Annotated in this window: 22 protein-coding genes and 1 pseudogene; 9 read left to right on the top strand and 14 right to left on the bottom strand. The window is 72.5% G+C overall.

Going from position 1 to position 26,831, the window contains the following annotated elements; translation table 11 throughout:
• Window positions 1-222: leucine zipper domain-containing protein (locus tag H181DRAFT_RS25510; RefSeq protein WP_139131758.1), on the bottom strand; the 222-nt coding region annotated here is incomplete at its 3' end.
• Window positions 223-664: 442 nt separating this feature from the next.
• On the opposite strand from H181DRAFT_RS25510, the gene H181DRAFT_RS25505 reads away from it, so the two are divergent.
• Window positions 665-1,534 (top strand): HTD2 family dehydratase, encoded by an 870-nt coding sequence (locus tag H181DRAFT_RS25505; RefSeq protein WP_045866769.1) that lies wholly within the window; start codon window positions 665-667, stop codon window positions 1,532-1,534.
• Between the two features lie 51 nt (window positions 1,535-1,585).
• On the opposite strand, the gene H181DRAFT_RS25500 is transcribed toward H181DRAFT_RS25505, so the two are convergent.
• Window positions 1,586-2,770, bottom strand: a complete 1,185-nt coding sequence (locus H181DRAFT_RS25500) for a CaiB/BaiF CoA transferase family protein (RefSeq protein ID WP_045866768.1) — start codon at window positions 2,768-2,770, stop codon at window positions 1,586-1,588.
• Between the two features lie 133 nt (window positions 2,771-2,903).
• Between H181DRAFT_RS25500 and H181DRAFT_RS25495 the strand changes: the two genes are divergently transcribed.
• Entirely contained in the window at window positions 2,904-3,854 is a 951-nt protein-coding gene (locus H181DRAFT_RS25495; RefSeq protein WP_045866767.1) for a LysR family transcriptional regulator, read from the top strand.
• Between the two features lie 64 nt (window positions 3,855-3,918).
• On the opposite strand, the gene H181DRAFT_RS25490 is transcribed toward H181DRAFT_RS25495, so the two are convergent.
• Both H181DRAFT_RS25490 and H181DRAFT_RS25485 read right to left on the bottom strand, forming a co-directional pair.
• The gene (locus tag H181DRAFT_RS25490; RefSeq protein WP_045866766.1) at window positions 3,919-4,503 is read right to left on the bottom strand and encodes a dihydrofolate reductase family protein; all 585 of its coding nucleotides are present in this window, start codon (window positions 4,501-4,503) and stop codon (window positions 3,919-3,921) included.
• The gene (locus H181DRAFT_RS25485; RefSeq protein WP_045866765.1) at window positions 4,500-4,907 is read right to left on the bottom strand and encodes a nuclear transport factor 2 family protein; all 408 of its coding nucleotides are present in this window, start codon (window positions 4,905-4,907) and stop codon (window positions 4,500-4,502) included. The genes H181DRAFT_RS25490 and H181DRAFT_RS25485 overlap by 4 nt, the downstream gene beginning before the upstream one ends.
• A 138-nt stretch (window positions 4,908-5,045) precedes the next feature.
• Here H181DRAFT_RS25485 and H181DRAFT_RS25480 point away from each other — a divergent pair, with 138 nt between their 5' ends.
• The gene (locus tag H181DRAFT_RS25480; RefSeq protein WP_045866764.1) at window positions 5,046-5,939 is read left to right on the top strand and encodes an ATP-dependent DNA ligase; all 894 of its coding nucleotides are present in this window, start codon (window positions 5,046-5,048) and stop codon (window positions 5,937-5,939) included.
• Between the two features lie 106 nt (window positions 5,940-6,045).
• Here H181DRAFT_RS25480 and H181DRAFT_RS25475 read toward each other — a convergent pair whose 3' ends face one another.
• On the bottom strand, window positions 6,046-8,265 hold the full coding sequence (locus H181DRAFT_RS25475; protein WP_074468043.1) for an FUSC family protein: 2,220 nt from the start codon (window positions 8,263-8,265) through the stop codon (window positions 6,046-6,048).
• 203 nt (window positions 8,266-8,468) lie between these two features.
• On the opposite strand from H181DRAFT_RS25475, the gene H181DRAFT_RS25470 reads away from it, so the two are divergent.
• Complete coding sequence (locus tag H181DRAFT_RS25470; RefSeq protein WP_045866763.1) at window positions 8,469-8,969, top strand: GyrI-like domain-containing protein; 501 nt, start codon at window positions 8,469-8,471, stop codon at window positions 8,967-8,969.
• A gap of 110 nt (window positions 8,970-9,079) precedes the next feature.
• On the opposite strand, the gene H181DRAFT_RS25465 is transcribed toward H181DRAFT_RS25470, so the two are convergent.
• Entirely contained in the window at window positions 9,080-9,616 is a 537-nt protein-coding gene (locus tag H181DRAFT_RS25465; RefSeq protein WP_045866762.1) for a GNAT family N-acetyltransferase, read from the bottom strand.
• A gap of 392 nt (window positions 9,617-10,008) precedes the next feature.
• Between H181DRAFT_RS25465 and H181DRAFT_RS25460 the strand changes: the two genes are divergently transcribed.
• On the top strand, window positions 10,009-10,488 hold the full coding sequence (locus H181DRAFT_RS25460; RefSeq protein ID WP_045866761.1) for a GNAT family N-acetyltransferase: 480 nt from the start codon (window positions 10,009-10,011) through the stop codon (window positions 10,486-10,488).
• A gap of 104 nt (window positions 10,489-10,592) precedes the next feature.
• On the opposite strand, the gene H181DRAFT_RS25455 is transcribed toward H181DRAFT_RS25460, so the two are convergent.
• From H181DRAFT_RS25455 to iolC, 6 genes and pseudogenes are all read right to left on the bottom strand, one after another.
• The gene (locus tag H181DRAFT_RS25455; RefSeq protein ID WP_045866760.1) at window positions 10,593-11,243 is read right to left on the bottom strand and encodes a class I SAM-dependent DNA methyltransferase; all 651 of its coding nucleotides are present in this window, start codon (window positions 11,241-11,243) and stop codon (window positions 10,593-10,595) included.
• 106 nt (window positions 11,244-11,349) lie between these two features.
• Window positions 11,350-12,855: pseudogene (locus tag H181DRAFT_RS25450) on the bottom strand (CoA-acylating methylmalonate-semialdehyde dehydrogenase); the annotation flags it as partial.
• A gap of 88 nt (window positions 12,856-12,943) precedes the next feature.
• The gene (iolD, locus tag H181DRAFT_RS25445) at window positions 12,944-14,863 is read right to left on the bottom strand and encodes a 3D-(3,5/4)-trihydroxycyclohexane-1,2-dione acylhydrolase (decyclizing) (protein ID WP_045866758.1); all 1,920 of its coding nucleotides are present in this window, start codon (window positions 14,861-14,863) and stop codon (window positions 12,944-12,946) included.
• Entirely contained in the window at window positions 14,860-15,810 is a 951-nt protein-coding gene (iolB, locus tag H181DRAFT_RS25440; protein WP_045866801.1) for a 5-deoxy-glucuronate isomerase, read from the bottom strand. The genes iolD and iolB overlap by 4 nt, the downstream gene beginning before the upstream one ends.
• A 114-nt stretch (window positions 15,811-15,924) precedes the next feature.
• Window positions 15,925-16,806, bottom strand: a complete 882-nt coding sequence (locus H181DRAFT_RS25435; RefSeq protein ID WP_045866757.1) for a Cgl0159 family (beta/alpha)8-fold protein — start codon at window positions 16,804-16,806, stop codon at window positions 15,925-15,927.
• Window positions 16,807-16,927: 121 nt separating this feature from the next.
• On the bottom strand, window positions 16,928-17,950 hold the full coding sequence (iolC, locus tag H181DRAFT_RS25430) for a 5-dehydro-2-deoxygluconokinase (protein WP_045866800.1): 1,023 nt from the start codon (window positions 17,948-17,950) through the stop codon (window positions 16,928-16,930).
• Between the two features lie 295 nt (window positions 17,951-18,245).
• Here iolC and H181DRAFT_RS25425 point away from each other — a divergent pair, with 295 nt between their 5' ends.
• The 4 genes from H181DRAFT_RS25425 to H181DRAFT_RS25410 all read left to right on the top strand — a co-directional run bounded on the left by H181DRAFT_RS25425 (window position 18,246) and on the right by H181DRAFT_RS25410 (window position 22,478).
• Window positions 18,246-19,157: a sugar phosphate isomerase/epimerase family protein gene (locus tag H181DRAFT_RS25425; RefSeq protein ID WP_107068847.1), complete on the top strand. Its 912-nt coding sequence runs from the start codon at window positions 18,246-18,248 to the stop codon at window positions 19,155-19,157.
• 223 nt (window positions 19,158-19,380) lie between these two features.
• The gene (locus H181DRAFT_RS25420; RefSeq protein WP_028431906.1) at window positions 19,381-19,575 is read left to right on the top strand and encodes a helix-turn-helix transcriptional regulator; all 195 of its coding nucleotides are present in this window, start codon (window positions 19,381-19,383) and stop codon (window positions 19,573-19,575) included.
• 238 nt (window positions 19,576-19,813) lie between these two features.
• Window positions 19,814-20,029 carry a heavy-metal-associated domain-containing protein gene (locus tag H181DRAFT_RS25415; protein WP_078895963.1) on the top strand — a complete coding sequence of 72 codons (216 nt, stop codon included), beginning with the start codon at window positions 19,814-19,816 and terminating at the stop codon, window positions 20,027-20,029.
• 19 nt (window positions 20,030-20,048) lie between these two features.
• A complete protein-coding gene (locus H181DRAFT_RS25410; protein ID WP_045866754.1) occupies window positions 20,049-22,478 on the top strand; it encodes a heavy metal translocating P-type ATPase in 2,430 nt (809 codons plus the stop codon).
• Between the two features lie 567 nt (window positions 22,479-23,045).
• Here H181DRAFT_RS25410 and H181DRAFT_RS25405 read toward each other — a convergent pair.
• Window positions 23,046-24,335 carry a citrate synthase gene (locus H181DRAFT_RS25405; protein WP_045866753.1) on the bottom strand — a complete coding sequence of 430 codons (1,290 nt, stop codon included), beginning with the start codon at window positions 24,333-24,335 and terminating at the stop codon, window positions 23,046-23,048.
• Window positions 24,336-24,467: 132 nt separating this feature from the next.
• Complete coding sequence (locus tag H181DRAFT_RS25400) at window positions 24,468-26,741, bottom strand: SF1B family DNA helicase RecD2 (protein ID WP_107068846.1); 2,274 nt, start codon at window positions 26,739-26,741, stop codon at window positions 24,468-24,470.
• Window positions 26,742-26,831: the final 90 nt, after the last annotated feature.

Here is a 26,831-nt window from a genome sequence, read left to right as displayed (position 1 = left end):
GGTGCGTGTCGGAGTCCGGCGCGGGCTGCGTCGGGGGCGGCAGGAGTGGTCGGCCATCCCGGCCTCGCCCAACTCCCGGTAGCGGCCTGCCCACCGCCGTGCTGTAGTCGGTGAGACCTGGAACCGTTCGGCCGCCCGCCGCAGAGGCCAGCCCTCCTCGACCACACAGCGGGCCAGACGCAGCCGTCCGGTCTCGGTCAACGGTGCGTTACGGTGCGGCATGAGGGCCTTCCTGGTCGCCAGGTGTGCGGTTTCGTCGCTACACACCAGGCCAGAAGGCCCTCACCCATTTCAAGATCACCTACCGGTGATCACCGTCACCAACCTCCATGGACAGAACACCTAGGCCCTGTCTGACGAACGGCCCCGTACCAGGCGGATGCGGCCGCTCCTCGTGAGGGTTCCGGCCGCAACGGCGCCATGCCGTCGGCGGATACGGGCATCAGCTCTTTCTCTTTTCCACCGGCCCCGATCAGCCGGGACGATGAAGCCCGGTGAACGCGTAACCCCGTCCGGCCCTCACGCCCGCACGGAACGCCCGGGTGTGGGGGCGTCCCGTAGACGTGGCAGCGCGGGACGAGTCCGCGCCCGCAGTTCGACGACGCCAGCAGTACGACGACGCCAGCAGTTCGACGACGCCAGCAGTTCGACGACGGAGTGAGACATGGACGCCTCTCAGAGCGGGCTGCGCCCGTACGTGGAGTCGTGGAGGCCCGAGGCCGTCACGGAGACCGACGGCATGCCGCCCGCACCGGCCGCCTCGCTGTCCGCCGTCCTGGACCTGCCGGGCCCCGCGGCGGCGGACGGCGATCCGCTGCCGCCCCTGTGGCACTGGCTGTACTTCCTGCGGTGGCCGCCCCAGAAGGAGCTCGGGGACGACGGGCATCCCGCGAACGGCCGCTTCCTGCCGCCGGTCCCCGAGCGGCAGCGGATGTTCGCCGGCGGCCGCTGCCGCATCGACGAGCCCCTGCGCCTGGGCGAACCGGCCGAGCGTGTCAGCAGCCTGGACGCCGTGGAGACCAAGCAGGGGGCGTCCGGCGAGCTCCTCTTCGTCACCGTGCGCAGCGCCTACAGCCAGCGCGGCCGCACCTGTCTCGTGGAAGAGCAGGACATCGTCTACCGCTCGGGGAGGAGCGGCGGACGGCACCCCGCGGAGCTCGACACGTCGGCCGTACCCGAAGCCGGTGAGCCCTGGTCCGGCTCCCTGCGCACGGACCCGGCCCTGCTGTTCCGCTTCAGCGCCCTCACCGCGAACGCGCACCGCATCCACTACGACGCGCCCTACGCGCGGGGCGAGGAGGGCTACCCGGGCCTCGTCGTCCACGGCCCGCTGCTGGTGCTGGCGATGCTGGAACTGGTGCGCCGCGAGGCTCCCGGACGGCGTGTGTCGTCCCTGTCCTACCGGTTGCGGCGTCCCGCGTTCGCGGGCGAGCATCTGCTGGCCTGCGGTACGCCCGCCGGCGGGAGCGCCGCCCTGCGCATCGCCACTCACCGCGAGCCGCGCCACGCCACGGCGGAGGTCGCCTTCGCCTGACACCCGCCCGCCCCGCTGACGGTCCGGTCCGCCGGTTCCGCTGCGGCGCGGTCAGACGACGCCGGCGGCCTTCAGACGTTCGATCTCGTCGCCGTCCCGCCCCAGCGCGGTGAGGATCCGCTCGGTGTGCTCGCCGGCCGCGGGGACGGGGTCCATCCGCGCCTCCACTCCCGCCAGGTCCGCCGGCGGGCGGAGGGCTTCCATCTCTCCCCCGGGGACGCTCACCCCGCGCCAGCGCCCGCGCTCGGCGAGCACCGGATGGCCGAGGAAGGCATGTACGTCGTTCACGTCCGCGTTGGCGATGCCCGCCTCGTCGAGCAGTTCCGTCACTTCGCCGCCGGTTGACCGCCGGAACCGTTCGGCGACGATCGCGTTCAGCTCCTCGCGGTGGGCCACACGGTCCGACCCGGTGGCGAAGCGCGGGTCGTCCACCAGCTCCGGCAGTTCGAGGAACCGCTCGCACAGGGCGGCCCACTCCCGCTCGTTCTGGATGGAGAACAGCACCTGCTTGCCGTCCGCCGCGGTGTAGGCGCCGTACGGCGCGATGGTGGCGTGCTGGGTGCCGACGCGGGGCGGCTGGGTTCCGCCGTAGAGCGTGTAGTACGCGGGCTGGCTCATCCACTCGGCGAGCGCCTCGAACAGGGAGACCTCCACGGCCCGGGCCACCCCCGTGGTGGCCCGCGTGTACAGAGCGGTGAGGACCCCGGAGTACGCGTACATCCCGGCGGCGATGTCCGCCACCGAGATCCCCGCCCGCGCGGCCTCCTCCGGGGTGCCGGTCAGCGAGACGAGGCCGGTCTGGCACTGCACGAGCAGGTCGTAGGCCTTCCGCCCGGCCCAGGGGCCGCTGGACCCGTAGCCCGTGATCGTGCACGGGATCATGGACGGGAAGCGCTCCGACAGGGAGTCCGCGTCCAGCCCGAGCCGTGCTGCCGCGCCCGGGGCGAGGTTCTGCACGAACACGTCCGCCTCGGCGAGCAGTTCCTCGAGGATCTCCCGTCCGGACGGCGATTTCAGGTCCAGGGTCAGGGATTCCTTGGACCTGTTGAGCCAGACGAAATAGCTGGACTGACCGTGCACTTTCGTGTCGTACCGGCGGGCGAAATCCCCGCCCGCGGGCCGCTCCACCTTGATGACCCGGGCGCCGAGATCGGCGAGCTGGCGGGTGGCGAAAGGCGCGGCCACGGCCTGCTCGACGGTGACGACGGTGACGACGGAAAGGGGGAGCTCGGTCATGCTGGGCCTCTCTGCGGGGGGACCGCCGGCGAGGACGCTCGCGGCGATACCATCATGGGCACTCATGGCAGGGCCGGTGAAATAACGTCTCCTGATGGAGCCATGTCCGGCGGAAATGGCACGGAGTGGTCCTGTGGACCTCAGACAGCTCAAGGCGCTCGTCACCGTGGCCGAGGTGGGCAGCGTCACCCGGGCCGCGGAGCTCCTGCATCTCGTCCAGCCCGCCGTCACGCGCCAGATCCGCACGCTGGAACAGGAGTTGGGGGTCGCGCTGTTCGAGCGCACCCGGCACGGCATGAGGCCCACGGCCGCCGGGACGACCCTCGTCGAGCGTGCCCGCCGGGCGCTGGGCGAACTCGACCGGGCGCGGGCGGAGATCCAGCCGACGCCGGGCGCGGTCACCGGCATCGTGACCGCCGGCCTGCTCGACAGCGCGAGCGACCTGCTGGCGGAACCCCTCGTCTCCGCCGTGGCCCGCGACCATCCCGGCGTCCAGCTGCGCCTGCTCACCGCCTACTCCGGCCACCTCCAGCAGTGGCTCGACGACGGCGACCTCGACCTCAGCCTGCTGTACGGCCTGGAGAGCAGCCCCTCGCTCAACGCGGCGCCCCTCGTACGGGAGAGGCTCTGGGTCGCGGCCCCGCCCTCCGACGCCCTGCGCGGCGACGAGCCCGTGCCCTTCGCCGAGGCCGCGACGCGGCCGCTGGTCATGCCCGCGGCAGGCCACGCGCTGCGGACGCTGATCGACGGGGCCGCGGCGCGGGCCGGCGTGCGGGTGGCGGAGAGCGTCCAGACCAACTCGATGCGCGCGCAGAAGCAGCTCGTGCGCGGGGGCCACGGCTGGACGATCCTGCCCGCCGTCGGCATCGCCGCCGATGTCGCCGACGGCACCCTCAGCGCCGCCCCCCTGTCGGAACCGGACGTCTGGCGTTCGATCGTGCTCGGCACACCGCGGACCGGACGGATGCCGGCAGCCGCCGAAGCCGTCGCCAAGGAGCTGACCCGCCAGGTCCACTCCGCCGTCAACCAGGGGCGATGGCCCTCCGCGCTCCTCGGCGGGACGGGCACGGCCCAGGAGACCTGACGCCGTCCGCCCCGCCGTCCGCCCCGAGGGGAACGGCGGAGAGGACCCGCGGCGGCCGGTGCCGTCAGGCGGCGGCAGCGTCCCGGTCGCGCTCGTGCCGCAGCAGGACGACGCCGTTGCCGAAGGTGCGGGTCCCGGCGAGGCGCAGGCCGGCACTGGCGTCCGTCGCGTGGAAGAGGGGCCTGCCCCGGCCGAGGAGGACCGGATGGACGTAGAGGCGGTACTCGTCGATCAGGTCCTGCTCCCTGAAGGCCGCCGCGAGGGAGGCCCCGCCCAGGGCCATGTCACCGCCGGGACGGGCCTTGAGCTCCTGGATCTCGCCGGGGTCGACGGACCGGCGGAGCGAGGTGTTCCAGCGGAGTCCGCCGGGGTCCAGCGTCCGGGAGAAGACGAACTTCGGCATCTCCCGCCAGATGCCGGCGAACTCCTTCACCGGTCCGGCGACGCCGGGACCGGCGTCGGCGGTGGGCCAGAACTCCGCCATCAGCTCGTACGACACGCGCCCGTCGAGGAAGGCGCTCATGCCCCGGAGTTCGTCGTTGAAGTGGCGGTGCAGCTCCTCGTCGACCAGGTGCCAGTCGAGTTCGCCGTCGGGGCCCGCCATGAACCCGTCCAGCGACACGGACATCGCGACGACGATCTTCCTCATACCGCGCTCCTGTCCGGGAAGGAGTGGTGCTCGTGCGACACGAGCCACCGCCCGTGCTCCTTGCGCAGACCGAACGTCAGACGCAGCCGTCCGTCCGGGTTCTCGTGCAGCTCCCTCTCCGTGCCGCAGCGCAGCAGGGCGTGTGCGAAGGCGACGTCCTCGCCCGCTGTGACGTCCAGCGAGACGAGCTCGAACGTGGCCCCCTGCGCCTGCCACATGAAGAACGGCGGCCACGTCTCCCGGTAGTGGTCGATGCCCACCACGCCCTCCTCGGGCGGCGGGACGTCGAACATCACGATGTCGTCGGCGTGGTCGGCCAGCACGCCGTCCATGTCGCCCTCGTGCACCGCCTCTGCCCAGCGTTCGATCAGCGCTCTGATGCGTGTCTCGTCATTGGTGCTCATGGAGGTGCCGACCGCCGACGCGGCCGCGATTCATCGCCGGCGCGGCCGCCGTCCGCGCTCGCCCACCACGGTAGCGTACGGACCGGGCCGCGGCGTGGCCGCGGGAGCCAGGCGGAGGATGTCCCGAAGCTGGCCGCTGTGAGTGGTGCGCTCGTAGTGCGGTTGCCGGTGGAACTGGTGCGGCCGAGGGCGGTCGAGTCGATCCCCGACGGCCCCGGCTGGCACCACTCCGTCAAGCTCGACGGATGGCGCGTCGCCCTCGCCGTCACCGGGGAAGGCGTCCGCGTGCAGTCCCGCAGCAAGCGCGACGTCACCCCGCAGTTCCCCGAACTGGCGGCTGCCGCCGCCGGGTTGGAGGCGGGCACCGTCATCGACGGCGAGGCCGTCGTGTGGAGCGAGGAGCAGGGGCGGTTCGACTTCGAGGCGCTCCAGTCCCGGGGCCTGGCCGGACGCCCCCGTCGCGGCGCGCCCGGCGCCGTTCTCGTCGCCTTCGACCTGCTCGCCGCGCCCTACACCGATCTGCGCCCCTCCCCTCTGCGGACCCGGTGGGCGCGGCTGCGTGACGTCGTCGAGCAGGCGGGACCCGAGATCCAGACGGTGCTCTCCACCGAGGACGCCGAGCAGGCCCGCGCGTGGACGCGCGAGCTGAGACCCCGGGGCGTCGAAGGCATCGTCTCCAAACGCTGGGACTCCGCCTACCGGCCGGGCGACCGGCGGGCGGCGTGGCGCAAGATGCGCGTCAGCGACACGGTCGACGCGCAGCTCCTCGGCGTGGTCGGTCCCGAGCGGCGCCCCTGGTCCGCCGTCGTCGCGCTGCCGGACGGGCGGCGGGCGGTCACCACGCCCCGGCTGGACTCCGTCGCCGCGGCACGGCTGGGGCAGGCCGTGGCCGGGCAGCTCGGCGAGGAGGTGCGGGACGCCGAACTGGACGTCCGCTGGCGGCCGTTGGCGGAGACCGTCACCGTGGAGGTCCACGTCCGCCCGGGCCGGAACCCCCTGGTGCGCTACGCCCGCCTGCGGCCGGAGATGTGACGCGGCGCCGCGTCCACGGCCACGTGCCCGCTCAGCAGAGGGGCCGGGCCCTCCTCGGGAAGGCGACCGACGACTCGGCGGGCGCGCCCCGGACCGCCGCCGCGCGTCACGCCGGGGCCACGGCCTCAGCGAGGTCTTCCAGCGCGTCGGCCATCAGATCGGCGCTGCGCAGGGCGACCGAGGGAGCCGGCTGGTCCGCCTCCAGCTCCCACCACTGCGACAGGGCCGCGTGGACGGGACCCCAGTCCAGCGGCTCGTTCTCCCGGACGGCCCTGTCCGCCGCCGGCAGTGTCTCCCGCAGCGCGGCGGCGAACTGGGCGGCCCCCGCGCTCGGTTCGGCGCTCCGCTCCGGCAGGTGCGCCTCCAGCAGCATCGTCACACGCCCTCCGGTGAGCAGCGCCGCCTGCGCGTCGGACGCGGAACGACGCGAGAGCCTGCCGCGGTGCCGTACGGGCTCCGCGCCCGCTCGGCCGGCCGTCTCGTCCCATTCGAGACGCGCGGCACGGGCGTCCAGCAGGGCGTCGCGCACCTTGCGGTCCGGGTGCTCGGGCGCGGGAGTGCCCGCGGGCCCCGAGGCGGCCTTCGACGGGTCGGCGAAGCACTCCAGCACGGCGACGGTGTAACTCACCGTCGCCGAGAGCCAGTCCGCGAGCCGGTCCCGCAGGAGCGGCGTCTGCCACGCCGGGAAGACGGCGTAACTCAGCATGGCCAGCGCGCCGCCGATCGCCGTCAGCCAGATGCGTTCCAGCACGGTCTGCGACCACGTCGATCCGGCGACGCCGAGCAGGAAGACGACGTACGAGCCGATGCACGCCGAGGTGATGGCGTAACCGGTGCGCATCAGCAGGTACATGAGGCCGACGCTCACCACGGCCAGGCCCGCGCTCGCAGCGGGCGACGGGTGGAGGAGGACCGTCACCGTACCGGCGACGGCCACTCCGAACAGCGTCCCCACGAGGCGTGCGACCCCGCGCTCGTAGGTGCGGGAGAAGTCCGGGCGCAGCACCATCACAGCAGTCAGCGGCACCCAGTAACCGTGCACGGGAGGCAGGGACTTGCCGATCAGATAGCCGACGGCGACGACCGCCCCGACGCGGACGGCGTGCCGGCACACCGGCGACGACCAGCGCAGTTCGCGGCGGAACGTGCGCAGCGCGAGGGGTACCAGCGCGGTCAGGGACGGCTGGCTCAGGTGCCGTGGGCGGGGGACCTTCACCGGCTGCCCCTGCGCTTCGGGGTCCACGTAGACGTCGGCGTCGTCGGCGCTGCCGGAGCGGGCGGGCATGTGCCATGTCGCACGCGGGATCAGCGGGATCTCCCGGGTGATCTCGACGGGCTCCTGCGCGGCGTCGACGGCCTCCTCGGTCAGGGCGATCAGCCGCATGCCCGCCTTGCGTGCGGGCCCGTTGAGCACCGGCCCCGTCTCGGGGACCTGCAGCACTTCGAGGGCGTCCGCCGGGATGCGCACGCGCTCGCCGCGCCGGATCGCGCGTGCTGTCGCGTCCAGCACGGTCGCCGCCGCCGCGAGCAGCTCCCGTACCCGTTCGCGCTCCCGCCCCACCATGGGCGCTCCCACGTACGGGTCGGCGAGCGAGGCCAGCACCGGCCGGAACCGCTCGGCGAGACCGCGGTATCCGCCCAACTGGCGGGGACGGCGCCGTGCTTGGCGAGGAGTGACGGCGGCGGCGCTGCGTGCCTTCATCAGCGGTTCGGGGTCGAAGGGGGCGCTGGGGTCGTGCCGGAGGCGCCGCGCGTAGTCGGCGACGCCGGCCAGCGCGTCGGCCAGCGCGTCGCGCCGCTCGCCCCATCGCCGTACGGGGAACAGCACGATCAGCGCGGCCTGCACGCACCCGCCGGCCGCGATGAGCGCCGCGTGCGCGAGTGCGCCGAGCAGCGTGGTGGGGAGGGTGACGGTGACGAGCATGACCGCGACCGTGGAGGCGGCCACGACGCCCGCCGTCGGCCCCACACCCCAGGCCATCCCTGCCGTGAACGCCCACGCCCCGAGCAGCAGTACGAACACGAGCGGGTGCCCCGACGCCAGGAAGCCCACGAACGTGGAGAGCGCCAGCCCCGCCGCCGCGGACAGGGCCAGCACAGGGCGGGGCCGCCAGCTGCGCTGGAAGGTGGCCACGCCGGAGGAGAAGGCGCCGAAGGCGGAGGAGACGGCGAGCTCCGGCGACCCCGCCCAGAGCGTCAGCCCGACGACGATGCCGACGCCGACCGCTCCCCGGAGCGCGATGAGCGGGTGGATGGAGGTGCGCTCGACCGACAGGCCGGCCCGGGCGGTCTCGCCGATCGCTCGGATCCAGGGCACGGCCTTCATACGCAAGAGGATACGGGGACGACCGAGGTCAGAGGGGTGGCGGTGCCCCGTCCCGAGCCGGGACGCCCATCGGCCGTGCCGCCACGTCGCGCGTCTCCGCCCGGGCCGATGAGTTCGCCCCGGCCGGCCGGTCGGACTCGGGAGCAGACCGACGGCGCACGCCCGCGCCCGTCCGCACCGCACTTCCGACCGAGGAGAGACCGATGACCGGCAGCACACCCGGAAGCGGGCCCGCATCCGGAGCCCCGACGCCCGAACTCGTCACCGTGGGGCCGGCGGTCACGGCTGTCGTCCGGGGCGTGGTGCCCATGGCCGGGTTGCGCGACTTCTTCGACGGCTCCTTCCGCGAGTTGGCGGCCGTCGTCTCGAAGCAGCAACTCGCCGTCCAGGGACCCGCGTTCGCGCTCTACCACGGCGTCCCGGGCGGGACGGCCGACCTGGAGGTCGGCTTCGCGACGGACCGTCCCGTCACGCCCGAGGGCCAGGTGGCCCCCGGCACGCTCCCTGCCGCGCGCGTCGCCCGCGTGGTCCACTGCGGCTCGTTCGACGCGCTGGGCAACTCCTGGGGCCGCCTCGGCGCCTGGATCGGCGAGCAGGGGCTGACGCCGGGGGAGGACATGTGGGAGTGCTATTTGACGGAGCCCTCCCCGGACATGGACCCGGACGATCTGCGTACCGAGCTCAACTGGCCTGTGCGGGACTGACGTACGGGCCCGGTTCCCCCTCTCCGCACGGGCGCGCCCCGGTCACAACGCGCGGCGGCAGGACGGCTGTTCGGGCCGCCCCGCCGCCGCTTACCGCGCCACGGCCGCGCTCACCGGCCGGACTGCTCGTACCGCCCGTCGGTTCCGCGCAGCGGTCCGGTACGGAACCGCACGGTCTCCCCGCGGGTTCCGGCCGGGTGGAGTCCCGCCTTCTCCAGTACGCGGACCGACGCCCGGTTCGCAGCCTCGACTTCGGCCTGTACCTCGTCCACGTACGCCGAGGACAGCGCGAACGCCACCAGGGCACGGACGGCCTCGGGGGCGTAGCCGCGGCCCCTCCGGGAGGGAACGACGCCGTAGCCGAACTCGACGGTGCCATCGCTCGGTGGCCAGAACAGCCCGATGGAGCCGACCACCAGTCCCGTGGCCCGCTCGATGATCTGACGCTGGCCGCACTCACCGCAGGAGGCGGGGTGCGCCTCGATGAAGCCCGCGATGACGCGGTCGCCGTCGGCGGGAAAGTCCTCCGCCCAGTGGGGCAGACGCTCGTCCCGGTTCACGGCAGCGGTGTCGGCGGGCGGCCAGCCGCGCAGCCGCAGGCGGTCCGTGAGCAGGTCTCTTCCGTCGGTCGTGCAGGAATCGGACACGCGATTCTCCTGGTCGCTGGGGCGACCGGGCCGCGCGCGCTCAGCGCAGGGCGGCCCGGACAAGGGCATGCTGACGGAGCTCACAGCGAGCCATATTCATCAACCTCCCTTGTCGCAGCGGCAGTTCGCGGTCGCGTCACAGCGCCGGAGCGCAGGCTACCAACCCGGACGCCCACGCCGTTCGGAGAGCGACGCGTTCCGCGTCCTGGCGCCGCGGCGTCCGTAAGCCTTCGCAAGCTCTCGTATGCCTTCGTAAGCTCTCGTAAGCCCCTTGCAGGAAACAGCAGTTGAGCGGATTCCGGGTTTCCCCGTGTCCGGGACCCGCGGTACGGCGGAACTGACCACGGGACGTCCGGAGTCCCGGGACGAGCGTGGGAGAGCGTGAACAGGCTGTGGAATCCAGGAACGACGCCGCGATCCGTCCCGTGCGCCCCGGGGAGCTGGAGGCCGTCGCCCTGCTCCGTTGGCGGTGGATGGCGGAGGCCGGCGGCGAACCCGCGGCGAGCCGTGGCGAGTTCGTGGCCCACTTCGCCGCCTGGGCCGAGGCGAATGCACCCTCTCACCGCTGCCTGGTCGCGGTACGCGCGGAGACCGTCGTCGGCATGGCGTGGCTGGCGGTCACGGACCGGGTGCCCCACCCCGGCGCCCTCGTGCGGGCGTCCGGCGACGTCCAGTGCGTGTACGTCGTGCCCGGCGAGCGCGGCAGCGGGCTGGGGAGCCGCCTGATCGACGCCGTAGTGGCGGCGGCCCGCGAGTCGGGGCTCGAACGGGTGACGGTCCACTCCAGCGACAGGGCGGTCCCGGCGTACGCGCGCCGCGGATTCGCCGTCTCCCCCCGCCTTCTCCAGGCGGAGCCCGTCCCCCGGACGTGAACTCGGCAGACGCAGACGGGAGTTCACCCGCGCCCAGTCCCCTCCGGGGCCGTGCCGCTGTGGCGCGCACCCGGACCCGGTCCGGGGCCGGCGGCGGTACCGGCCTACTCCTTGCGGGACAGCAGGAACGCCTGGGGCGTCGTCTCCATGCCGCGGTCGTCGGGCTCGCGCGACAGCCTGGCCTGTACGGGCAGTCCTGCTTCGGCCAGCAGCCCGGCGACGAATTCGGGCTGCCGCCGGTGGAAGTCGAGGGAGACCTTGTGGCCGAGGGGACGGTCCAGGTAGATGGGCTCGTCGCCGATCTGGAAGGCGAACAGCGCGTGGCCGCCGGTCACGAGCAGCCGGTGGAACTCGGCGAAGAGCTCCGGCAGCAGCTCGTCCGGGGTGTGGATGATCGAGTGCCAGGTCACTATCCCGCCGAGCGTGCCGTCCGCCCGGTCCAGGTCCGTCATGGTGCCCTCCTCGAACCGGAGGCCGGGGTGCGTCCGCCGGGCCAGCGCGACCATCTCCGGCGACAGGTCGACCCCGTGCGTGCTCAGCCCGAGTCCGTGCAGGTGGGCGGTGACCCGGCCGGGACCGCAGCCGAGGTCGGCGACGGGGCCGCCGCCCGCGTTCCGCACGAGTTCCGCGAAGGCGGCGAGCATGGAGCGGTCCAGCGGCTTCGCGTCGAGTTCGTCGTGGAAGCGCGCGGCGTAGTCGACGGCCACGGCGTCGTAGAACGCCCGTATGCCGCTCAGGTGATCGGGCTGGGTCACAGCGGGGAAGATAACAGTCCCAACAGCTCTTCGTGCGCTCCGAGTTGAGCACAACGAGGCCCCGTCCGGACGATTCCGGACGGGGCCTCGCCCAGCGGCGTCCGGTCTACGACGAGGTCGGGAAGCCCAGGTTGATGCCGCCGCTCTCCGCCGGGTCCGGCCAGCGGGTCGTGATCACCTTCCCGCGCGTGTAGAAGGCGATGCCGTCGTTGCCGTAGATGTGCAGGTCCCCGAAGAGGGAGTCCTTCCAGCCGCCGAACGAGTGGTGGCCGACGGGCACCGGAATGGGCACGTTGACGCCCACCATCCCGGCCTCGACCTCCAGCTGGAAGCGGCGGGCGGCGCCGCCGTCGCGGGTGAAGATCGCGGTCCCGTTGCCCCAGCGGCTGCTGTTGATGAGGCGGAGGCCCTCCTCGTAGGTGTCCGCGCGGACGACGCACAGCACCGGGCCGAAGATCTCGTCCCGGTAGGCGTCCATGTCCGGGGAGACCTTGTCGAGGAGCGATACGCCGAGGAAGAAGCCGTCCGCGCACTCGGGGCGGCCTTCGACGGTGTAGCCGGTGCCGTCGACGACGACCTCGGCGCCCTGTCCGCGGGCCCCGTCCACGTAGGAGGCGACCTTGTCGCGGTGCTCGCGGGTGATCAGCGGGCCCATCTCGGAGGACGGGTCGTCGCCGGGGCCGATGCGCAGCTTCTTCGCACGGTCGGCGATCTTCGCCACGAGTTCGTCGCCCGTGTCGCCGACGGCGACCACGACGGACACGGCCATGCAGCGCTCCCCCGCGGAGCCGTACGCGGCGTTGATGGCGTTGTCGGCGGCGAAGTCCAGGTCGGCGTCGGGGAGTACGAGCATGTGGTTCTTGGCGCCGCCGAGCGCCTGCACCCGCTTGCCGTGCGCCACCGCCTCCGACTGGATGTACTTCGCGATCGGCGTCGAGCCGACGAAGCTGACGGCCGCGACGTCGGGGTGAGACAGCAGGCGGTCCACAGCGACCTTGTCGCCGTTGACGACGTTGAGGACGCCGTCGGGAAGCCCTGCCTCCGCGGCGAGTTCGGCCAGCCGGTACGGCGCGGACGGGTCCTTCTCGCTGGGCTTGAGCACGAAGGTGTTACCGCAGGCGATGGCGAGCGGGAACATCCACATCGGCACCATGGCGGGGAAGTTGAACGGCGTGATGCCCGCGACCACACCGACCGGCTGGCGGATGGACGCGACGTCCACGCGCGTGGAGACCTGCGTGGACAGCTCGCCCTTGAGCTTCTCCGGGATGCCGCAGGCCAGTTCGAGGATCTCCATGCCGCGCGCGACCTCGCCCAGCGCGTCGGAGTGCACCTTGCCGTGCTCGGACGTGATCAGCGCTGCGATCTCGTCGCGGTGCGCGTCGAGCAGTTCGCGGTACCTGAAGAGGAACGCGGTGCGCTTCGCCAGCGAGCTCTGCGACCATTCCCCGTACGCCCGCCGGGCGGCGTCCACGGCGGAGTCGACCTCCTCGGCGGAGGCGAGGGCCACGTGCGTGGGCTGGGTGCCGGTCGCCGGGTTGTAGACGGGGCCGACGTTGCCGGAGACGGACTCGACGCTCTTGCCGCCGATCCAGTGTCCGAGGGTCTTCATGGAGTGGGGCCTTTCTTCAGGGAGTTGCGAGTCTGCGGGGGTATGGGTGCGGGGCCGCGCGAGGACGGCGCCCGGGTGCCGCGGGCGTTCACAGGTGGCGGCGCCTCGCCGAGGCATGGCGTTCGTACTCCTCACGCGCCCTGCGCGCCGCCGGACGCCCGGAGGTCTCGGCGACGACGACGTCCCACCATGCCGTGGGTCCCGGGGCCGCCGGCGCGGCCGGGCCGGTCTCCGTCTCGACGTACACGCACGTCGGCCGGCTGGACGCCCGCGCCTGTGCGAGCCCGGTGCGCAGCTCGCCGAGGTTCTCCGCGCGGATGACGTCCATGCCCAGCGAGGCGGCGTTGGCGGCGAGATCGACGGGCAGCGGCTCGCCCGTGTAGCCGCCGTCCGCGGCGCGGTGGCGGTAGGCGGTGCCGAAGCGTTCGGCGCCCGTCTGCTCGGACAGGCCGCCGATCGACGCGTAGCCGTGGTTCTGCAGCAGCACCACGTTGATGTCGACGCCTTCCTGGACGGCCGTGACCAGCTCCGTCGGCAGCATCAGGTACGTCCCGTCGCCGACGAGGGCCCACACGGGCGCCTCCGGGGCGGCGAGCCGCACGCCGATGGAGCCGGGGATCTCGTAGCCCATGCAGGAGTAGCCGTACTCCAGGTGGTACTGCCGGGGGGAGCGGGCCCGCCACAGCTTGTGCAGGTCGCCGGGGAGGGAGCCCGCGGCGTTCACGACGACGTCGTCGTCGCCCACCACCGAGTCCAGGGCGCCCAGCACCTGCGCCTGCGTCGGCCGCACGCCCTCGTCCTTCGCTGCGTAAGCCGAGTCCACGACGCGCTCCCAGTCCGCCTTGGCCCGCGCGTACTCCTCCTCGTAGGCGGTGGCGACGCGGTGGCCGAGCAGCGCACCCGTCAGCGCCTCCAGTCCGGCCCGTGCGTCGGCGACGAGGGTCTGCCCCGCCATCTTGTGCGCGTCGAACGCGGCGACGTTGACGTTGAGGAAGCGGACGCCGGGTTCGGCGAAGAGCGTGTGGGAGGCGGTCGTGAAGTCGCTGTACCGGGTGCCGGCTCCGATGACGAGGTCGGCGGTGCGGGCCAGCTCGTTCGCGGCGGCCGTGCCGGTGTGGCCGACTCCGCCCACGTCGGCGGGGTGGTCGTGACGCAGGGAGCCCTTGCCCGCCTGGGTGCTGGCAACAGGGATGCCGGTGGCGTCCGCCAGCGCGCGCAGCGCGTCCTCGGCCTCGCTGTGGTGCACGCCGCCGCCGGCGATGATCAGCGGCCGCCGCGCGGCACGCACGGCCTCGGCGGCGGCGGCGACCTCGGCGGCCTCCGGGACATGGCGGCGTACGCGCCAGACGCGCTCGGCGAAGAACTCCGCAGGCCAGTCGTACGCCTCGGCCTGCACGTCCTGCGGCAGCGCGAGCGTGACGGCGCCGGTCTCCACCGGGTCGGACAGGACGCGCATCGCCTGGAGCGCCGCCGGGATCAGCGCCTCCGGACGGTGCACGCGGTCGAAGTAGCGGGAGACGGGACGCAGGGAGTCGTTGACGGACACGTCGCCCGCCCAGGGCACTTCGAGCTGCTGGAGCACGGGGTCGGCGGGGCGGGTGGCGAAGGTGTCGCCGGGCAGCAGCAGCACCGGGATGCGGTTGACGGTGGCGAGGGCCGCGCCGGTGACGAGGTTGGTGGCGCCGGGACCGATCGAGGTGGTGACGGCGTGTGCCGAGAGGCGGTTGCGCTGGCGGGCGTACCCGACCGCCGCGTGCACCATGGCCTGCTCGTTGCGGCCCTGGAGGAAGCGGAGCGGCGCGCCGTCCCCCTGGCCGCTCTCCACGAGCGCCTGCCCGAGGCCCGCGACGTTGCCGTGCCCGAAGATGCCCCAGCAGGCGTCGACGAGACGGTGCCGCTGCCCGTCGCGTTCCGTGTACTGCGCGGACAGGAAGCGGACGAGGGCCTGGGCGACGGTCAGCCGCAGCGTCGCGTCCCTGGCGCCGGTCCTGGTCTCCGCTGAGCTCACTTGCCGCCCTCCCCTTCCACTGTCGGCGCCTCGTAGAGCGGAAGCCTTGGATCGACAGGCTGGTGCTCCCAGCTGCCTCGGATCCAGGCGTGGTCTGGATGGTCGCAGATAAGCCACGCACGCTCCAGCCCCGGACCGGCCATCACGTTCAGGTAGTACATGTCGTGGCCCGGGGCGGCCATCGACGGCCCGTGCCAGCCGTCCGGGATCAGGACGGCGTCGCCGTGGCGCACCTCTGCGAGCACGTCCGTCGAGCTGCCCGGGCCGGAGGGCGAGACGCGCTGGTAGCCGAGGCCGGGAACCGCCTCCTCGCCGGTGCGGTGGGGGGCGATCTCGAAGTAGTAGATCTCCTCCAGTTCGCTCTCCACGCCCGGCCGGTGCTCGTCGTGCTTGTGCGGCGGGTACGAGGACCAGTTGCCGCCCGGCGTGAGCACCTCCACGGCGATGAGCTGGTCCGCCTCGAACACCCCGGCCGCGGCGAAGTTGTTGACCTGCCGGGAGCAGGTGCCGCTGCCGCGCAGCTCCACGGGCACGCCGGACGCCGGGCCGTACCGCGCGGGCAGGCGCCGGGTGCAGCGGGCGCCGGTGAGCGCGAAACGGCCGCCGGCCTCGCTCGTGACGGTGGCTCTCGCGTCACGCGGCACGTAGGCGAAGTCGCTGACGCCGTCGAAGACGCTGCGGCGTCCGTGCAGGGAGAACGCGGCCCCCTCGGTGGTGACGGCGCAGCCGCCGCTCAGCGGGAGGACGATCCATTCGCTGTCCCCGGCGTCGAACTCGTGCGAGCCGCCGGGTTCCAGCTCCAGCACGCGCAGCGAGGAGTACCCCCAGCCGGCGCGTGCGGGGTCCACGTCCAGGGCGTACGGCCCGGCGGCGGCGCTGCCCGCCCGCAGGTGCAGTCCGCCGCCCGTCCCCGGCGTCGCGGGCGTTCCTTCAGTGCTCCCAGTCATGTTCGTCATCCTCGACTCTCTGCCGCTCCGGAAACATCGGGTCGTGGCCGCCCGAGGGGCCGCGCAGCCTCGCGGGAGGCCGTCCGTCCCGCGGCGGGCACGCCGGGCCGCCGCTCAGAGGAGCCCCACGGCGGTGTCCACGGCGGCGGCCACGTCGCCGTCCGCGGGGTAGAGCAGGGACCGTCCGGCGACCAGCCCCCGGACCGTCGGCAGGCGCAGCGCCGTGCGCCACTTCTCGTACGCGCCGTCCTGGTCACCGTTCGTCTCGCCGCCGAGGAGGACGACCGGCAGCGTGGAGGTCTCGGCGACCCAGGCCATGTCGTCGGGGTTCTCGGCCACCGGCAGCTTCAGCCAGGTGTACGCGGACGTGCCTCCGAGCCCGGAGGCGATGGCGATGGAACGGGTGACGGCCTCGGCGCTCAGGTCGTTGGTCACGGCTCCGCCCACGCGGCGCGAGATGAAGGGCTCGACGAAGACGGGCAGCCGGTGGCCGGCCATCTCGTCGACCGCCCGTGCGGTGGCGACCATCGTGGACAGCGAGCCGGGGTCGTCGTAGTCGATGCGCAGCAGCGCCTTGCCCGCGTCGAAGCGGAGCCGCGCTATGTCCTGGGCCCGGTATCCCGTGAACCTGTCGTCCAGCTCGAAGCGTGCGCCGTAGAGGCCGCCGCGGTTCATGGAGCCCATGACGATCTTGTTCTCGAGGGCGCCGAGCAGCAGCAGGTCCTCCAGGATGTCGGCGGTCGCCAGCACGCCGTCCACGCCGGGCCGGGAGAGCGCCAGCGTCAGCCGCTCCAGCAGGCCGGCCCTGTTGGCCATGGCGAGCGGGCTGCCGCCCGTGCCGAGGGCGCCGCGCGCCGGATGGTCCGCGGCGACGATCATCAACCGGCCGGTGCCGCCCACCAGGGGGCGCCGGGCGCGTCTGGCGGCAGCCTCCGCGATCGCCTCCGGGTGGCCGGCCCGTACGGCGGAGAGGTCACGGATGCTGATGCTGCTCAAGGGGACTCACTTTCGTGGCCGGGTGTGCACGCGGGGGACGGCCGGGGCGTTCCGCCACGGGACGGGCCTCGGCGGGCGGCGAACCGGAGGGGCGGCAAGCCGGAGGGCGGACGGGCGGGGTTCAGCCGCGCATCAGGGCCTCGACCTCCGGGGCGGTGGGCATCGCGGTGGAGCAGGCGAGCCGCGAGGCGACGAGGGCACCGGCGGCGTTGGCGTAGCGCATGGCGTACTCGAGGTCCCAGCCGGAGAGCAGCGCGTGGCACAGCGAACCGCCGAAGGCGTCCCCCGCGCCCAGCCCGTTGACGACCTCGACCGGGTGGGGCGGCGCCTCGGCCCGGGTGCCGTCCCGGTGCGCCGCGAGCACCCCCTTCGGGCCCTGCTTGACGACGGCCAGCTCGACCCCGGCTTCCAGCAGGGCGTCGGCGCATGCCTGCGGTTCACGGGTGCCGGTGGCGACTTCGCACTCGTCGAGATTGCCGACGGCGACGGTGGCGTGGGCCAGCGCCTGGCGGTAGTACGGGCGGGCCTCGGCCATCGCCTCACCGGGCTCGCCGGCGTCCGCGTCCCCTTCCGCGCGGCCCCAGAACATGGGGCGCCAGTCCATGTCGAAGACCGTTGCGGTGCGCCGGTCTTCAGGGCCGGCGGCCTCCAGGCTCTCCGCCCGCGTCTCGAGCGCCGCCAGGGTGGTGGTGCGGCTGGGTTCGGCGCACAGGCCGGTGCCGGTCACCCAGAAGATGCCGGAGTTCTCGACGGCGTCCCTGTCCAGGTCCTCCGTGCGCAGTTCGAGGTCGGGCGCCTTGGGCTCGCGGTAGAAGTAGAGCGGGAAGTCGTCGGGCGGGAAGATCTCGCAGAAGGTGACGGGCGTCGGGTAGCGCTTCACCGGCGTCACCCAGCGGTCGTCGACGCCGAAGCCGCGCAGCGCCTGGTGGCAGTACTCGCCGAAGGGGTCGTCGCCGGTGCGGCTGATGACGGCGCTGGAGCGGCCGAGCCGTGCCGCGGCGACGGCCACGTTGGTGGCGGAGCCGCCGAGGAACTTCCCGAACGTCTCGACCTGCGGCAGCGGCACGCCCGTCTGCAGCGGGTAGATGTCGACGCCGATGCGGCCCATCGTGACGACGTCGTGCGGCTGTGCCGTGGCTGCCATGAACGCCCCTTCCCGTTCGGTCTTCCTCGCGCTCGGCGCTTCCCGGTCCGGTTCCTCATCGTCAGTGCTGCCCTCGACACCTGTCAATAGTTTGTCCTTACATACTGACGTCCTGCCCGGAGACGGCCACTACGGTGACCAGCGGGACCACCCGGCAGCCGTACGTCCGTATGAAACGTTGTCCTAACAAACTCTTGACAGTGCCGCCGCGCACCGAGTTGGCTCGCCCCCGTGCCCCGGACCCGCCCGGGGCCTGGCCCGCAGGCTCACCCGCACGTACCCGAGGAGCCCTTCCGTGAGTTCCGTGAATCCCTCCCTCGACCGCATCCGGGTCGGCTCGGCCCCCGACTCGTGGGGCGTCTGGTTCCCGGAGGACCCCCAGCAGGTGCCGTGGCAGCGCTTCCTCGACGAGGTCGCGCAAGCCGGCTACGAATGGATCGAACTGGGCCCCTACGGCTACCTCCCCACGGACCCGGCCCGCCTCGGCGACGAGGTCGCGTCACGGAACCTGAAGGTCTCCGCCGGCACCGTCTTCACCTCGCTGCACCGCGGACCCGAGGTGTGGGACGCCACGTGGGAGCACGTCAGCCAAGTCGCGGCCCTCACGCAGGCGATGGGCGCGGAGAACCTCGTCGTCATCCCCTCCTTCTGGCGCGACGACAAGACGGCCGAGCTCATCGAGGACAGCGAACTGACCCCCGAGCAGTGGCGGCACCTCGCGAGCGGCACGGAGCGGCTGGCCCGCGAAGTCCGGGAACGGTACGGGCTGGGGATCATGGTCCACCCCCACGCCGACACCCACATCGACACCGAGGAGCACGTCGAGCGCTTCCTCGACGCGACCGACCGCGACCTGGTCAACCTCTGCCTCGACACCGGTCATTACGCGTACTGCGGCGGTGACAGCGTCAAGCTGATCGAGACGTACGGGGAGCGGATCGGCTACCTGCACCTGAAGCAGGTCGACCCCCGGATCCTCGAGGACGTCGTCCGGAAGGGCACCCCCTTCGGGCCGGCCGTGCGGCAGGGCGTGATGTGCGAACCGCCGCTGGGCGTCCCCGCGATGGAGCCGGTGCTCACCGCCGCCCAGGGCCTCGGGGTGGACCTCTTCGCCATCGTCGAGCAGGACATGTACCCCTGCCCGCCCGACCAGCCGTTCCCGATCGCCGAGCGGACCCGCCGCTTCCTGCGGGGCTGCGGAGCCTGACTCCGCGGCGCCTCCGGGCAGTTGACGGCGGCCGCGGCCGCCGGACCGGCCGCTCCGTGACGCGCGCGATCCGCCGTGCCGCGCGCGTCACGGACGTCACCATTGCACGGGCGGTACGTCACAGATCCTCAACAGGCCCTCCCCGCTTGTCACTCAGTGTCGTTCACCGGACACAGCCTGACGATCGACAGCCACGACCGTGGCTCGTGTGGGAGGTGCCGAGTTGCCCGATCGACGACTCTGGTCGTACAAGGACATCGCCGCGCACATCGGAGTCCAGACGGACACGGTGCGCTCGTACCGCAAGCACGGCCTGCTGCCACCGCCCGATCTCGTCGAGCGGGGCAAGCCGTTCTGGTACGCGGACACCGTCCGGGCCTGGGTCGCTCGCCGCCCCGGCCACCGAGGAGGGCGCTGACGGCGGACCGCGGCCTGTCCGCACCGTTTCCAGAGGGCCCCGTGCGGCGTTCTCCCGGAGCAGTTCCGGGGGAACGCCGCACGGGGCCTCTCTCATGCCCTGCCGCACGCCGGAGCGGGCCCCGCGCACGCGCCGGGGACCCGCGCCGTGCAGGCTTCCGCCGACTCCGGGAATACCTAGGGGGGGTATAGTGTTGACCGGAAGGCCAAGGCCCGGAGACAAGGAACTGGAGCGAGGGATGAGCACTGTCACCACATACAAGGTCACCGGCATGACCTGCGGTCACTGCGAGGGAGCGGTCGTCGAGGAGCTCTCCGCGATCGAGGGGGTGACCTCGGTGAAGGCCACCGCCTCCACCGGCGAGGTGACCGTCACCTCCGCCGCCGAACTGGACGAGGAGACCGTCCGCGCCGCCGTGGACGAAGCGGGCTACGAACTGGCGGGACGCGCCTGACGGCGCGAAGGAGGCCACGATGACCAGCGTTACGGCACAGGGGGCCCCGGTCCCGCCTCCCGGCGGCAGCCGGGAGGACGTGGACGGGGCGGCGGCCACCCGGCGGGTGGAGCTGTCGATCGGCGGCATGACGTGCGCCTCGTGCGCGGCACGCGTCGAGAAGAAGCTGAACCGCATGGACGGCGTCAGCGCCAGCGTCAACTACGCGACGGAGAAGGCCAGGATCTCCTACGCGGACGCGGTCTCCGTCGACGACCTCGTCGCCACGGTCGAGCGCACCGGCTACACCGCCGAGGCGCCTCCCCCGCAGCCGCCCGCCGCCAAGGCGGAGGCGGAGGCGGAAGCGCGGGGCGCGGCCGGCGACGCCGGGACGGGCCGCGTGGCCCCCGGGGAGAACGGCGAGGAGGATGCCGCGGCCGGCGAACTGCGTGCGCTGCGGCAGCGGTTCCTCACCGCGCTCGCCCTGTCCCTTCCCGTCGTGCTGCTGGCGATGGTGCCCCCGCTGCAGTTCGACAACTGGCAATGGCTCTCGCTCACCCTCGCCGCCCCCGTCGTCGTGTGGGGCGGACTGCCGTTCCACCGCGCCGCCTGGACGAACCTGCGGCACGGCGCGGCCACCATGGACACCTTGATCAGCGTCGGCACGCTGGCCGCTTTCGGCTGGTCCCTGTGGGCGCTGTTCTTCGGGGACGCCGGAATGCCGGGGATGCGGCACGGCTTCGACTTCACGCTCTCCCGGCAGGGTGCGGAGGGAGCGTCGGCCCTCTACCTCGAAGTCGCCGCCGGCGTCACGACATTCCTCCTCCTGGGCCGCTACCTCGAAGCCCGCGCCAAGCGGAAGGCGGGCGCGGCCCTGCGGGCGCTGATGCGCCTCGGCGCCAGGGACGTCGGCGTACTGCGTAACGGCGTGGAGACGAGGGTCCCGGTCGCCGAACTCGCCGTGGGGGACCGCTTCGTCGTACGTCCCGGCGAGACCGTTGCCACGGACGGCACGGTCGAGGAGGGGAGTTCGGCCGTCGACGCCTCGATGCTGACGGGCGAGTCGGTACCCGTGGACGTCACGGCCGGGGACGCCGTCACCGGCGCCACGGTCAACGTCTCGGGACGGCTGGTCGTCACCGCCTCGCGGGTCGGCGCCGACACCCAGCTCGCGCGCATGGCCCGGAGGGTGGAGGAGGCGCAGAGCGGCAAGGCGGCCGTGCAGCGGCTCGCGGACCGGGTCTCGGCGGTCTTCGTCCCCGTGGTCCTCGTCCTCGCCCTGGCCACGCTCGCCGGCTGGCTGCTGGCCTCCGGCGACGTCACGGCCGCCTTCACGGCCGCCGTCGCGGTGCTCATCATCGCCTGCCCCTGCGCGCTGGGGCTGGCGACCCCGACGGCCCTGATGGTCGGCACCGGACGCGGGGCCCAGCTCGGCATCCTCATCCGCGGGCCGGAGGTCCTGGAGTCGACGCGGCGCGTCGACACCGTCGTCCTGGACAAGACGGGGACGGTCACGACGGGGCGCATGGCGCTGCGGGACGTGGTGCCCGGCGAGGGCGTCAGCGAGGCCGGACTCCTGAGGGTCGCGGGCGCACTGGAGGACGCCTCCGAACACCCCATCGCGCGGGCGATCGCGCAGGGCGCGCGGGAGCGCGCCGCGGAGGACGCGCCGCCGCTTCCGGTGCCGGAGGACTTCGAGAACCTCGCGGGCGTCGGCGTACAGGGCACGGTCGAGGGGCGGCACGTCCGCATCGGACGCCCCCCGTCCGGCCCGGCGGAGGGCCGGGACGGCGCCGGCGGCGGCCCCGCGGCCGAACGGGCCGTACTGCCGGACGGGTTGGCCCGCGCCAAGGCCGAGGCGGAGGCTGCGGGGCGTACCGCCGTGGCCGTCAGCTGGGACGGCGCCGTGCGGGGCGTGCTCACCGTCTCCGACACCGTGAAGGCGAGCAGCGCGCAGGCGGTCCGTGAACTCAGGCAGCTCGGGCTCACCCCGGTGCTGCTCACGGGCGACAACCGGACCGTGGCCGAGGCCGTCGCCCGCGAGGTCGGCATCGAGGGCGAGGGCGGCGTGATCGCGGAGGTGCTGCCGGAGGACAAGGCCGAGCAGGTGCGACGGCTGCAGTCCGAGGGGCGCACGGTGGCCATGGTCGGGGACGGCGTCAACGACGCGGCGGCCCTGGCGAGCGCGGACCTCGGCCTCGCGATGGGCACGGGGACCGACGCCGCCATCGAAGCCGGCGATCTCACCCTCGTGCGGGGGGATCTGCGGGTGGCGGCGGACGCGATCAGGCTGGCCCGCAGGACGCTGGGCACCATCAAGGGCAACCTGTGGTGGGCCTTCGGCTACAACGTCGCGGCACTGCCGCTCGCGGCCGCCGGGCTGCTCAACCCGATGATCGCCGGAGCCGCCATGGCCTTCTCGTCGGTCTTCGTCGTCACCAACAGCCTCCGGCTGCGCCGGTTCCGCTGACGGACCGGGCCGCGCGCTCTCGCGGCCACGCGGCCACAGGGCGTGAGGGAAACGTGAAGATGCTGTGACCGCCGGCCGTCAGCTCCCGGCACACCGCGACTCTTACGGAAGTCACCCGGAACATCCGACTCCGCAAGCTTTGGGAGGAGATTCCGGCCCGTCGCGGGACGAACGAAAAGCGCCCCGCCGAGCAGGTCCCCCCACGGGCCTGTCGACGGGGCGCTCCCGTTTCCCGGTCACGGATTCCCCCCACGGGATCCTGGCCGGGTGCTTACTGGCTGCACGTACGGACGGGAGGGCCGCTCAAGCTCCCCGGGCACGCTTGCCGATGGTGCCATCCGTGCGCGTCCCCCAAAGACGCACCCGGTGGGTGGCGGCGACTCCGCCGGGGGCCGCTGCCACCCGGTTAGACGTCCGACCCCGGGCAATGGTTACCCCCCAATTTCTGTGACCTACGTCTCGTCCGGGATCTGCACATGCGGAAGGCCCCAATCCGCCTGGATGGGGCCTTCCTTGAGCACTCCCCTGGGCGGTGTCACGGAGTGTACAGCCAGGGTCACCCGCGGGTCAGCGGGATTCGATGGGAACGTACTCGCGCTCGACGACACCGGTGTAGATCTGGCGCGGGCGGCCGATGCGGGAACCCGGCTCCTTGATCATCTCGTGCCACTGGGCGATCCAGCCGGGCAGCCGGCCCAGCGCGAACAGCACCGTGAACATGCTGGTCGGGAAGCCCATGGCCCGGTAGATCAGACCCGTGTAGAAGTCCACGTTGGGGTAGAGCTTCCGCGAGACGAAGTAGTCGTCGCTCAGGGCCCGTTCCTCGAGTTTCAGTGCGATGTCGAGGAGTTCGTCGCTCTTGCCCAGCGCGGAGAGGACGTCGTGCGCCGCGGCCTTGATGATCTGCGCCCGGGGGTCGAAGTTCTTGTAGACGCGGTGGCCGAAGCCCATCAGCTTTACGCCGTCCTCCTTGTCCTTCACCTTGCGGATGAAGGAATCAACATCGGAGCCGGACGCCTTGATGCCCTGCAGCATCTCCAGGACGCTCTGGTTCGCGCCGCCGTGCAGCGGCCCCCACAGCGCGTTGATGCCCGCCGAGATGGAGGCGAACATGTTCGCCTGCGAGGAGCCCACCAGCCGGACGGTGGAGGTCGAGCAGTTCTGCTCGTGGTCCGCGTGCAGGATCAGCAGCTTGTCCAGGGCGTTCACCACGACCGGGTCCAGCTCGTACTCCGCCGCGGGCACGGAGAAGGTCATGCGCAGGAAGTTCTCGACGTAGCCGAGGTCGTTGCGCGGGTAGACCACGGGGTGGCCGATGGCCTTCTTGTAGGCGTAGGCCGCGATCGTGGGCAGCTTGGCCAGCAGCCTTATGGTCGACAGGTGCCGCTGCTCCTGGTCGAACGGGTTGTGGCTGTCCTGGTAGAACGTCGACAGCGCGCTGACCACCGACGACAGCATCGCCATCGGGTGTGCGTCACGCGGGAACCCGTCGTAGAAACGCTTGACGTCCTCGTGCAGCAGGGTGTGGCGGGTGACCTCGTCCTTGAACGCGGCCTGCTGGTCGACGGTCGGCAACTCGCCGTTGATCAGCAGGTAGGCCGTCTCCAGGAACGTGCCCCGCTCCGCCAGCTGCTCGATCGGATATCCGCGGTAGCGCAGGATGCCCTGCTCACCGTCGAGATACGTGATGGCGGACTTGTACGCGGCGGTGTTGCCGTAGCCCGAATCCAGGGTCACCAGACCGGTCTCGGCGCGCAGCTTTCCGATGTCGAACCCACGGTCACCGACCGTGCTGTCGACGACGGGAAAGCTGTGTTCATCGTCCCCGTACCGAAGTACTACAGAGTTGTCGCTCACGTCTTCCCTCACCGACGTAGTGCCTCTTCTTCGAGGTGCCCTGACCAGTTCACTGTCCCCCACTCCGTGCGGTGCGGTGCACTCGGGGTCGGCCAATGGGCTCTGTGGTGGCACGCAGTGCCGTGGTCTTTCTCAACATCCTGCACCCTCGACACGGCGCCGGTCACCCCCCGGAACCGCTTGCTCTCCATCGCTCTGCACGGAACGGCCGAGCAGACGGTGGTCCAGTGCGGTGCAGCGCCGACCAGCCGAGACCGTGCGCACTGCCTGGCCGATCGCCCTGCGCGACCCCACCAGCACCACCAGTCGCTTTGCCCTGGTCACCGCCGTATAGAGCAAATTGCGCTGCAGCATCATCCAGGCACCCGTCGTGACGGGAATCACCACAGCCGGGTACTCGCTGCCCTGCGAGCGGTGGATGGTGACGGCGTACGCGTGGGCCAGTTCGTCCAGCTCGTCGAACTCGTAGTCCACCTCCTCGTCCTCGTCGGTGCGTACGGTCAGGCGCTGATCGTCGGGATGCAGGGCCGTGACCACACCGACCGTGCCGTTGAAGACGCCGCACGCACCCTTCTCGTAGTTGTTACGAATCTGGGTGACCTTGTCGCCCACGCGGAAAACCCTTCCGCCGAAACGCTTTTCCGCGAGGTCGGGACGGCCCGGGGTCAGCGCTTGCTGCAGCAGCCCGTTCAGCGCCCCCGCCCCGGCCGGGCCCCGGTGCATGGGGGCGAGGACCTGCACGTCCCGGCGGGGATCCAGTCCGAACTTCGCGGGGATGCGGCGGGCGACCACGTCGACGGTGAGCCGCCCGGCCTCCTCCGTGTCGTCCTCGGCGAAGAGGAAGAAATCACTCAATCCGTGGGTGACGGGCTGCACCCCCGAGTTGATGCGGTGTGCATTGGTCACCACACCGGACTGCTGGGCCTGGCGGAAGATCCGCTTCAGCCGCACCGCCGGCACGGGCCCCTCCTCGGCGAGCAGGTCCCGCAGCACCTCGCCGGCCCCCACGGACGGCAGCTGGTCCACGTCTCCGACCAGCAGCAGATGCGCACCCGGCGGCACGGCCTTGATCAGCTTGTTGGCGAGCAGCAGGTCGAGCATCGACGCCTCGTCCACGACGACGAGGTCGGCGTCCAGCGGACGCTCCCTGTCGTACGCCGCGTCGCCGCCGGGCTTCAGCTCCAGCAGCCGGTGCACCGTGGACGCCTCCGCCCCCGTCAGCTCGGCCAGGCGCTTCGCGGCGCGGCCCGTGGGCGCCGCCAGCACCACCTTCGCCCGCTTCGCCCGCGCGAGCTCCACGACGGAGCGGACCGTGAACGACTTGCCGCACCCCGGCCCGCCGGTCAGCACGGCGACCTTCTCGCTCAGCGCGAGCCGCACCGCCTGCCGCTGCTCGGGGGCCAGCTCCGCTCCGGTACGGGCGGCGAGCCAGGCCAGCGCCGCGTCCCAGTCGACGTCCCGGAACGCGGGAAGGCGGTCCTCGGACGCGCGCAGCAGGCGGTGCAGCTGCGAGGCCAGCGAGATCTCCGCCCTGTGGAAGGGCACCAGGTAGACCGCCGTGACGGGGCGGCCGTCCTCCCCCGGCACGCTCTCCCTGACGACTCCCTCCTCCTCGGCCGCCAGTTGGCCCAGGCAGTCGATGACGAGGCCGGTGTCGACCTGCAGGAGCTTCACGGCGTCCGAGATCAGCCGCTCCTCCGGCAGGTAGCAGTGGCCCTGGTCCGTGGACTGGGACAGCGCGTACTGGAGGCCGGCCTTGACCCGCTCGGGGCTGTCGTGCGGGATGCCGACGGACTGCGCGATGCGGTCGGCGGTGAGGAAGCCGATGCCCCACACGTCCGCGGCGAGGCGGTAGGGCTCGTTCCGCACCACGGAGATCGAGGCGTCGCCGTACTTCTTGTAGATGCGCACCGCGATCGACGTGGAGACGCCGACCCCCTGGAGGAAGATCATCACCTCCTTGATCGCCTTCTGCTCCTCCCAGGCCGCGGCGATCTTCTTCGTGCGCTTCGGGCCGAGTCCGGGCACCTCGATCAGCTTGCCGGGGTCGGCCTCGATCACCTCCAGCGTCGCCGTGCCGAAGTGGTCCACGATGCGCTCGGCGGTGCGGGGGCCGACGCCCTTGATCAGGCCGGAGCCGAGGTAGCGCCTGATGCCCTGCACCGTGGCGGGCAGGACCGTGGTGTAGTTCTCGACGGTGAACTGGCGGCCGTACTGCGGGTGGGAGCCCCAACTGCCCTCCATCCGCAGCGACTCGCCCACCTGCGCGCCGAGCAGCGAACCGACGACGGTGAGCAGTTCGCCGCCGCGGCCCGCGTCGACACGGGCCACCGTGTACCCGTTCTCCTCGTTGGCGTAAGTGATGCGCTCGAGCACGCCTTCGAGCACGGCGTTCCGGAAGGCCATGTGACAGACCGTAGCGCCGCCCGCCGACATCGCGGGGCGGACCGGTCACAGGACCGGCCGCAGGGCCCGGCACGCTCACCGGGCCGCGCC

Source organism: Streptomyces sp. WMMB 714 (assembly GCF_900090125.1).
Lineage (GTDB): Bacteria > Actinomycetota > Actinomycetes > Streptomycetales > Streptomycetaceae > Streptomyces > Streptomyces daqingensis.
This window is presented reverse-complemented; position numbering and strand designations above follow the sequence as displayed.

What these genes read in the sequence shown, in the direction of transcription:
- H181DRAFT_RS25485 (WP_045866765.1), bottom strand. Translation starts at nt 4,907, where the DNA reads ATGAGCACCAATGACGAGACACGCATCAGAGCGCTGATCGAACGCTGG.
- iolB (WP_045866801.1), bottom strand. Translation starts at nt 15,810, where the DNA reads ATGACTGGGAGCACTGAAGGAACGCCCGCGACGCCGGGGACGGGCGGC.
- H181DRAFT_RS25410 (WP_045866754.1), top strand. Translation starts at nt 20,049, where the DNA reads ATGACCAGCGTTACGGCACAGGGGGCCCCGGTCCCGCCTCCCGGCGGC.
- H181DRAFT_RS25470 (WP_045866763.1), top strand. Translation starts at nt 8,469, where the DNA reads ATGACCGGCAGCACACCCGGAAGCGGGCCCGCATCCGGAGCCCCGACG.
- H181DRAFT_RS25505 (WP_045866769.1), top strand. Translation starts at nt 665, where the DNA reads ATGGACGCCTCTCAGAGCGGGCTGCGCCCGTACGTGGAGTCGTGGAGG.
- H181DRAFT_RS25500 (WP_045866768.1), bottom strand. Translation starts at nt 2,770, where the DNA reads ATGACCGAGCTCCCCCTTTCCGTCGTCACCGTCGTCACCGTCGAGCAG.
- H181DRAFT_RS25475 (WP_074468043.1), bottom strand. Translation starts at nt 8,265, where the DNA reads ATGAAGGCCGTGCCCTGGATCCGAGCGATCGGCGAGACCGCCCGGGCC.
- H181DRAFT_RS25415 (WP_078895963.1), top strand. Translation starts at nt 19,814, where the DNA reads ATGAGCACTGTCACCACATACAAGGTCACCGGCATGACCTGCGGTCAC.
- H181DRAFT_RS25400 (WP_107068846.1), bottom strand. Translation starts at nt 26,741, where the DNA reads ATGGCCTTCCGGAACGCCGTGCTCGAAGGCGTGCTCGAGCGCATCACT.
- H181DRAFT_RS25490 (WP_045866766.1), bottom strand. Translation starts at nt 4,503, where the DNA reads ATGAGGAAGATCGTCGTCGCGATGTCCGTGTCGCTGGACGGGTTCATG.
- iolC (WP_045866800.1), bottom strand. Translation starts at nt 17,950, where the DNA reads ATGGCAGCCACGGCACAGCCGCACGACGTCGTCACGATGGGCCGCATC.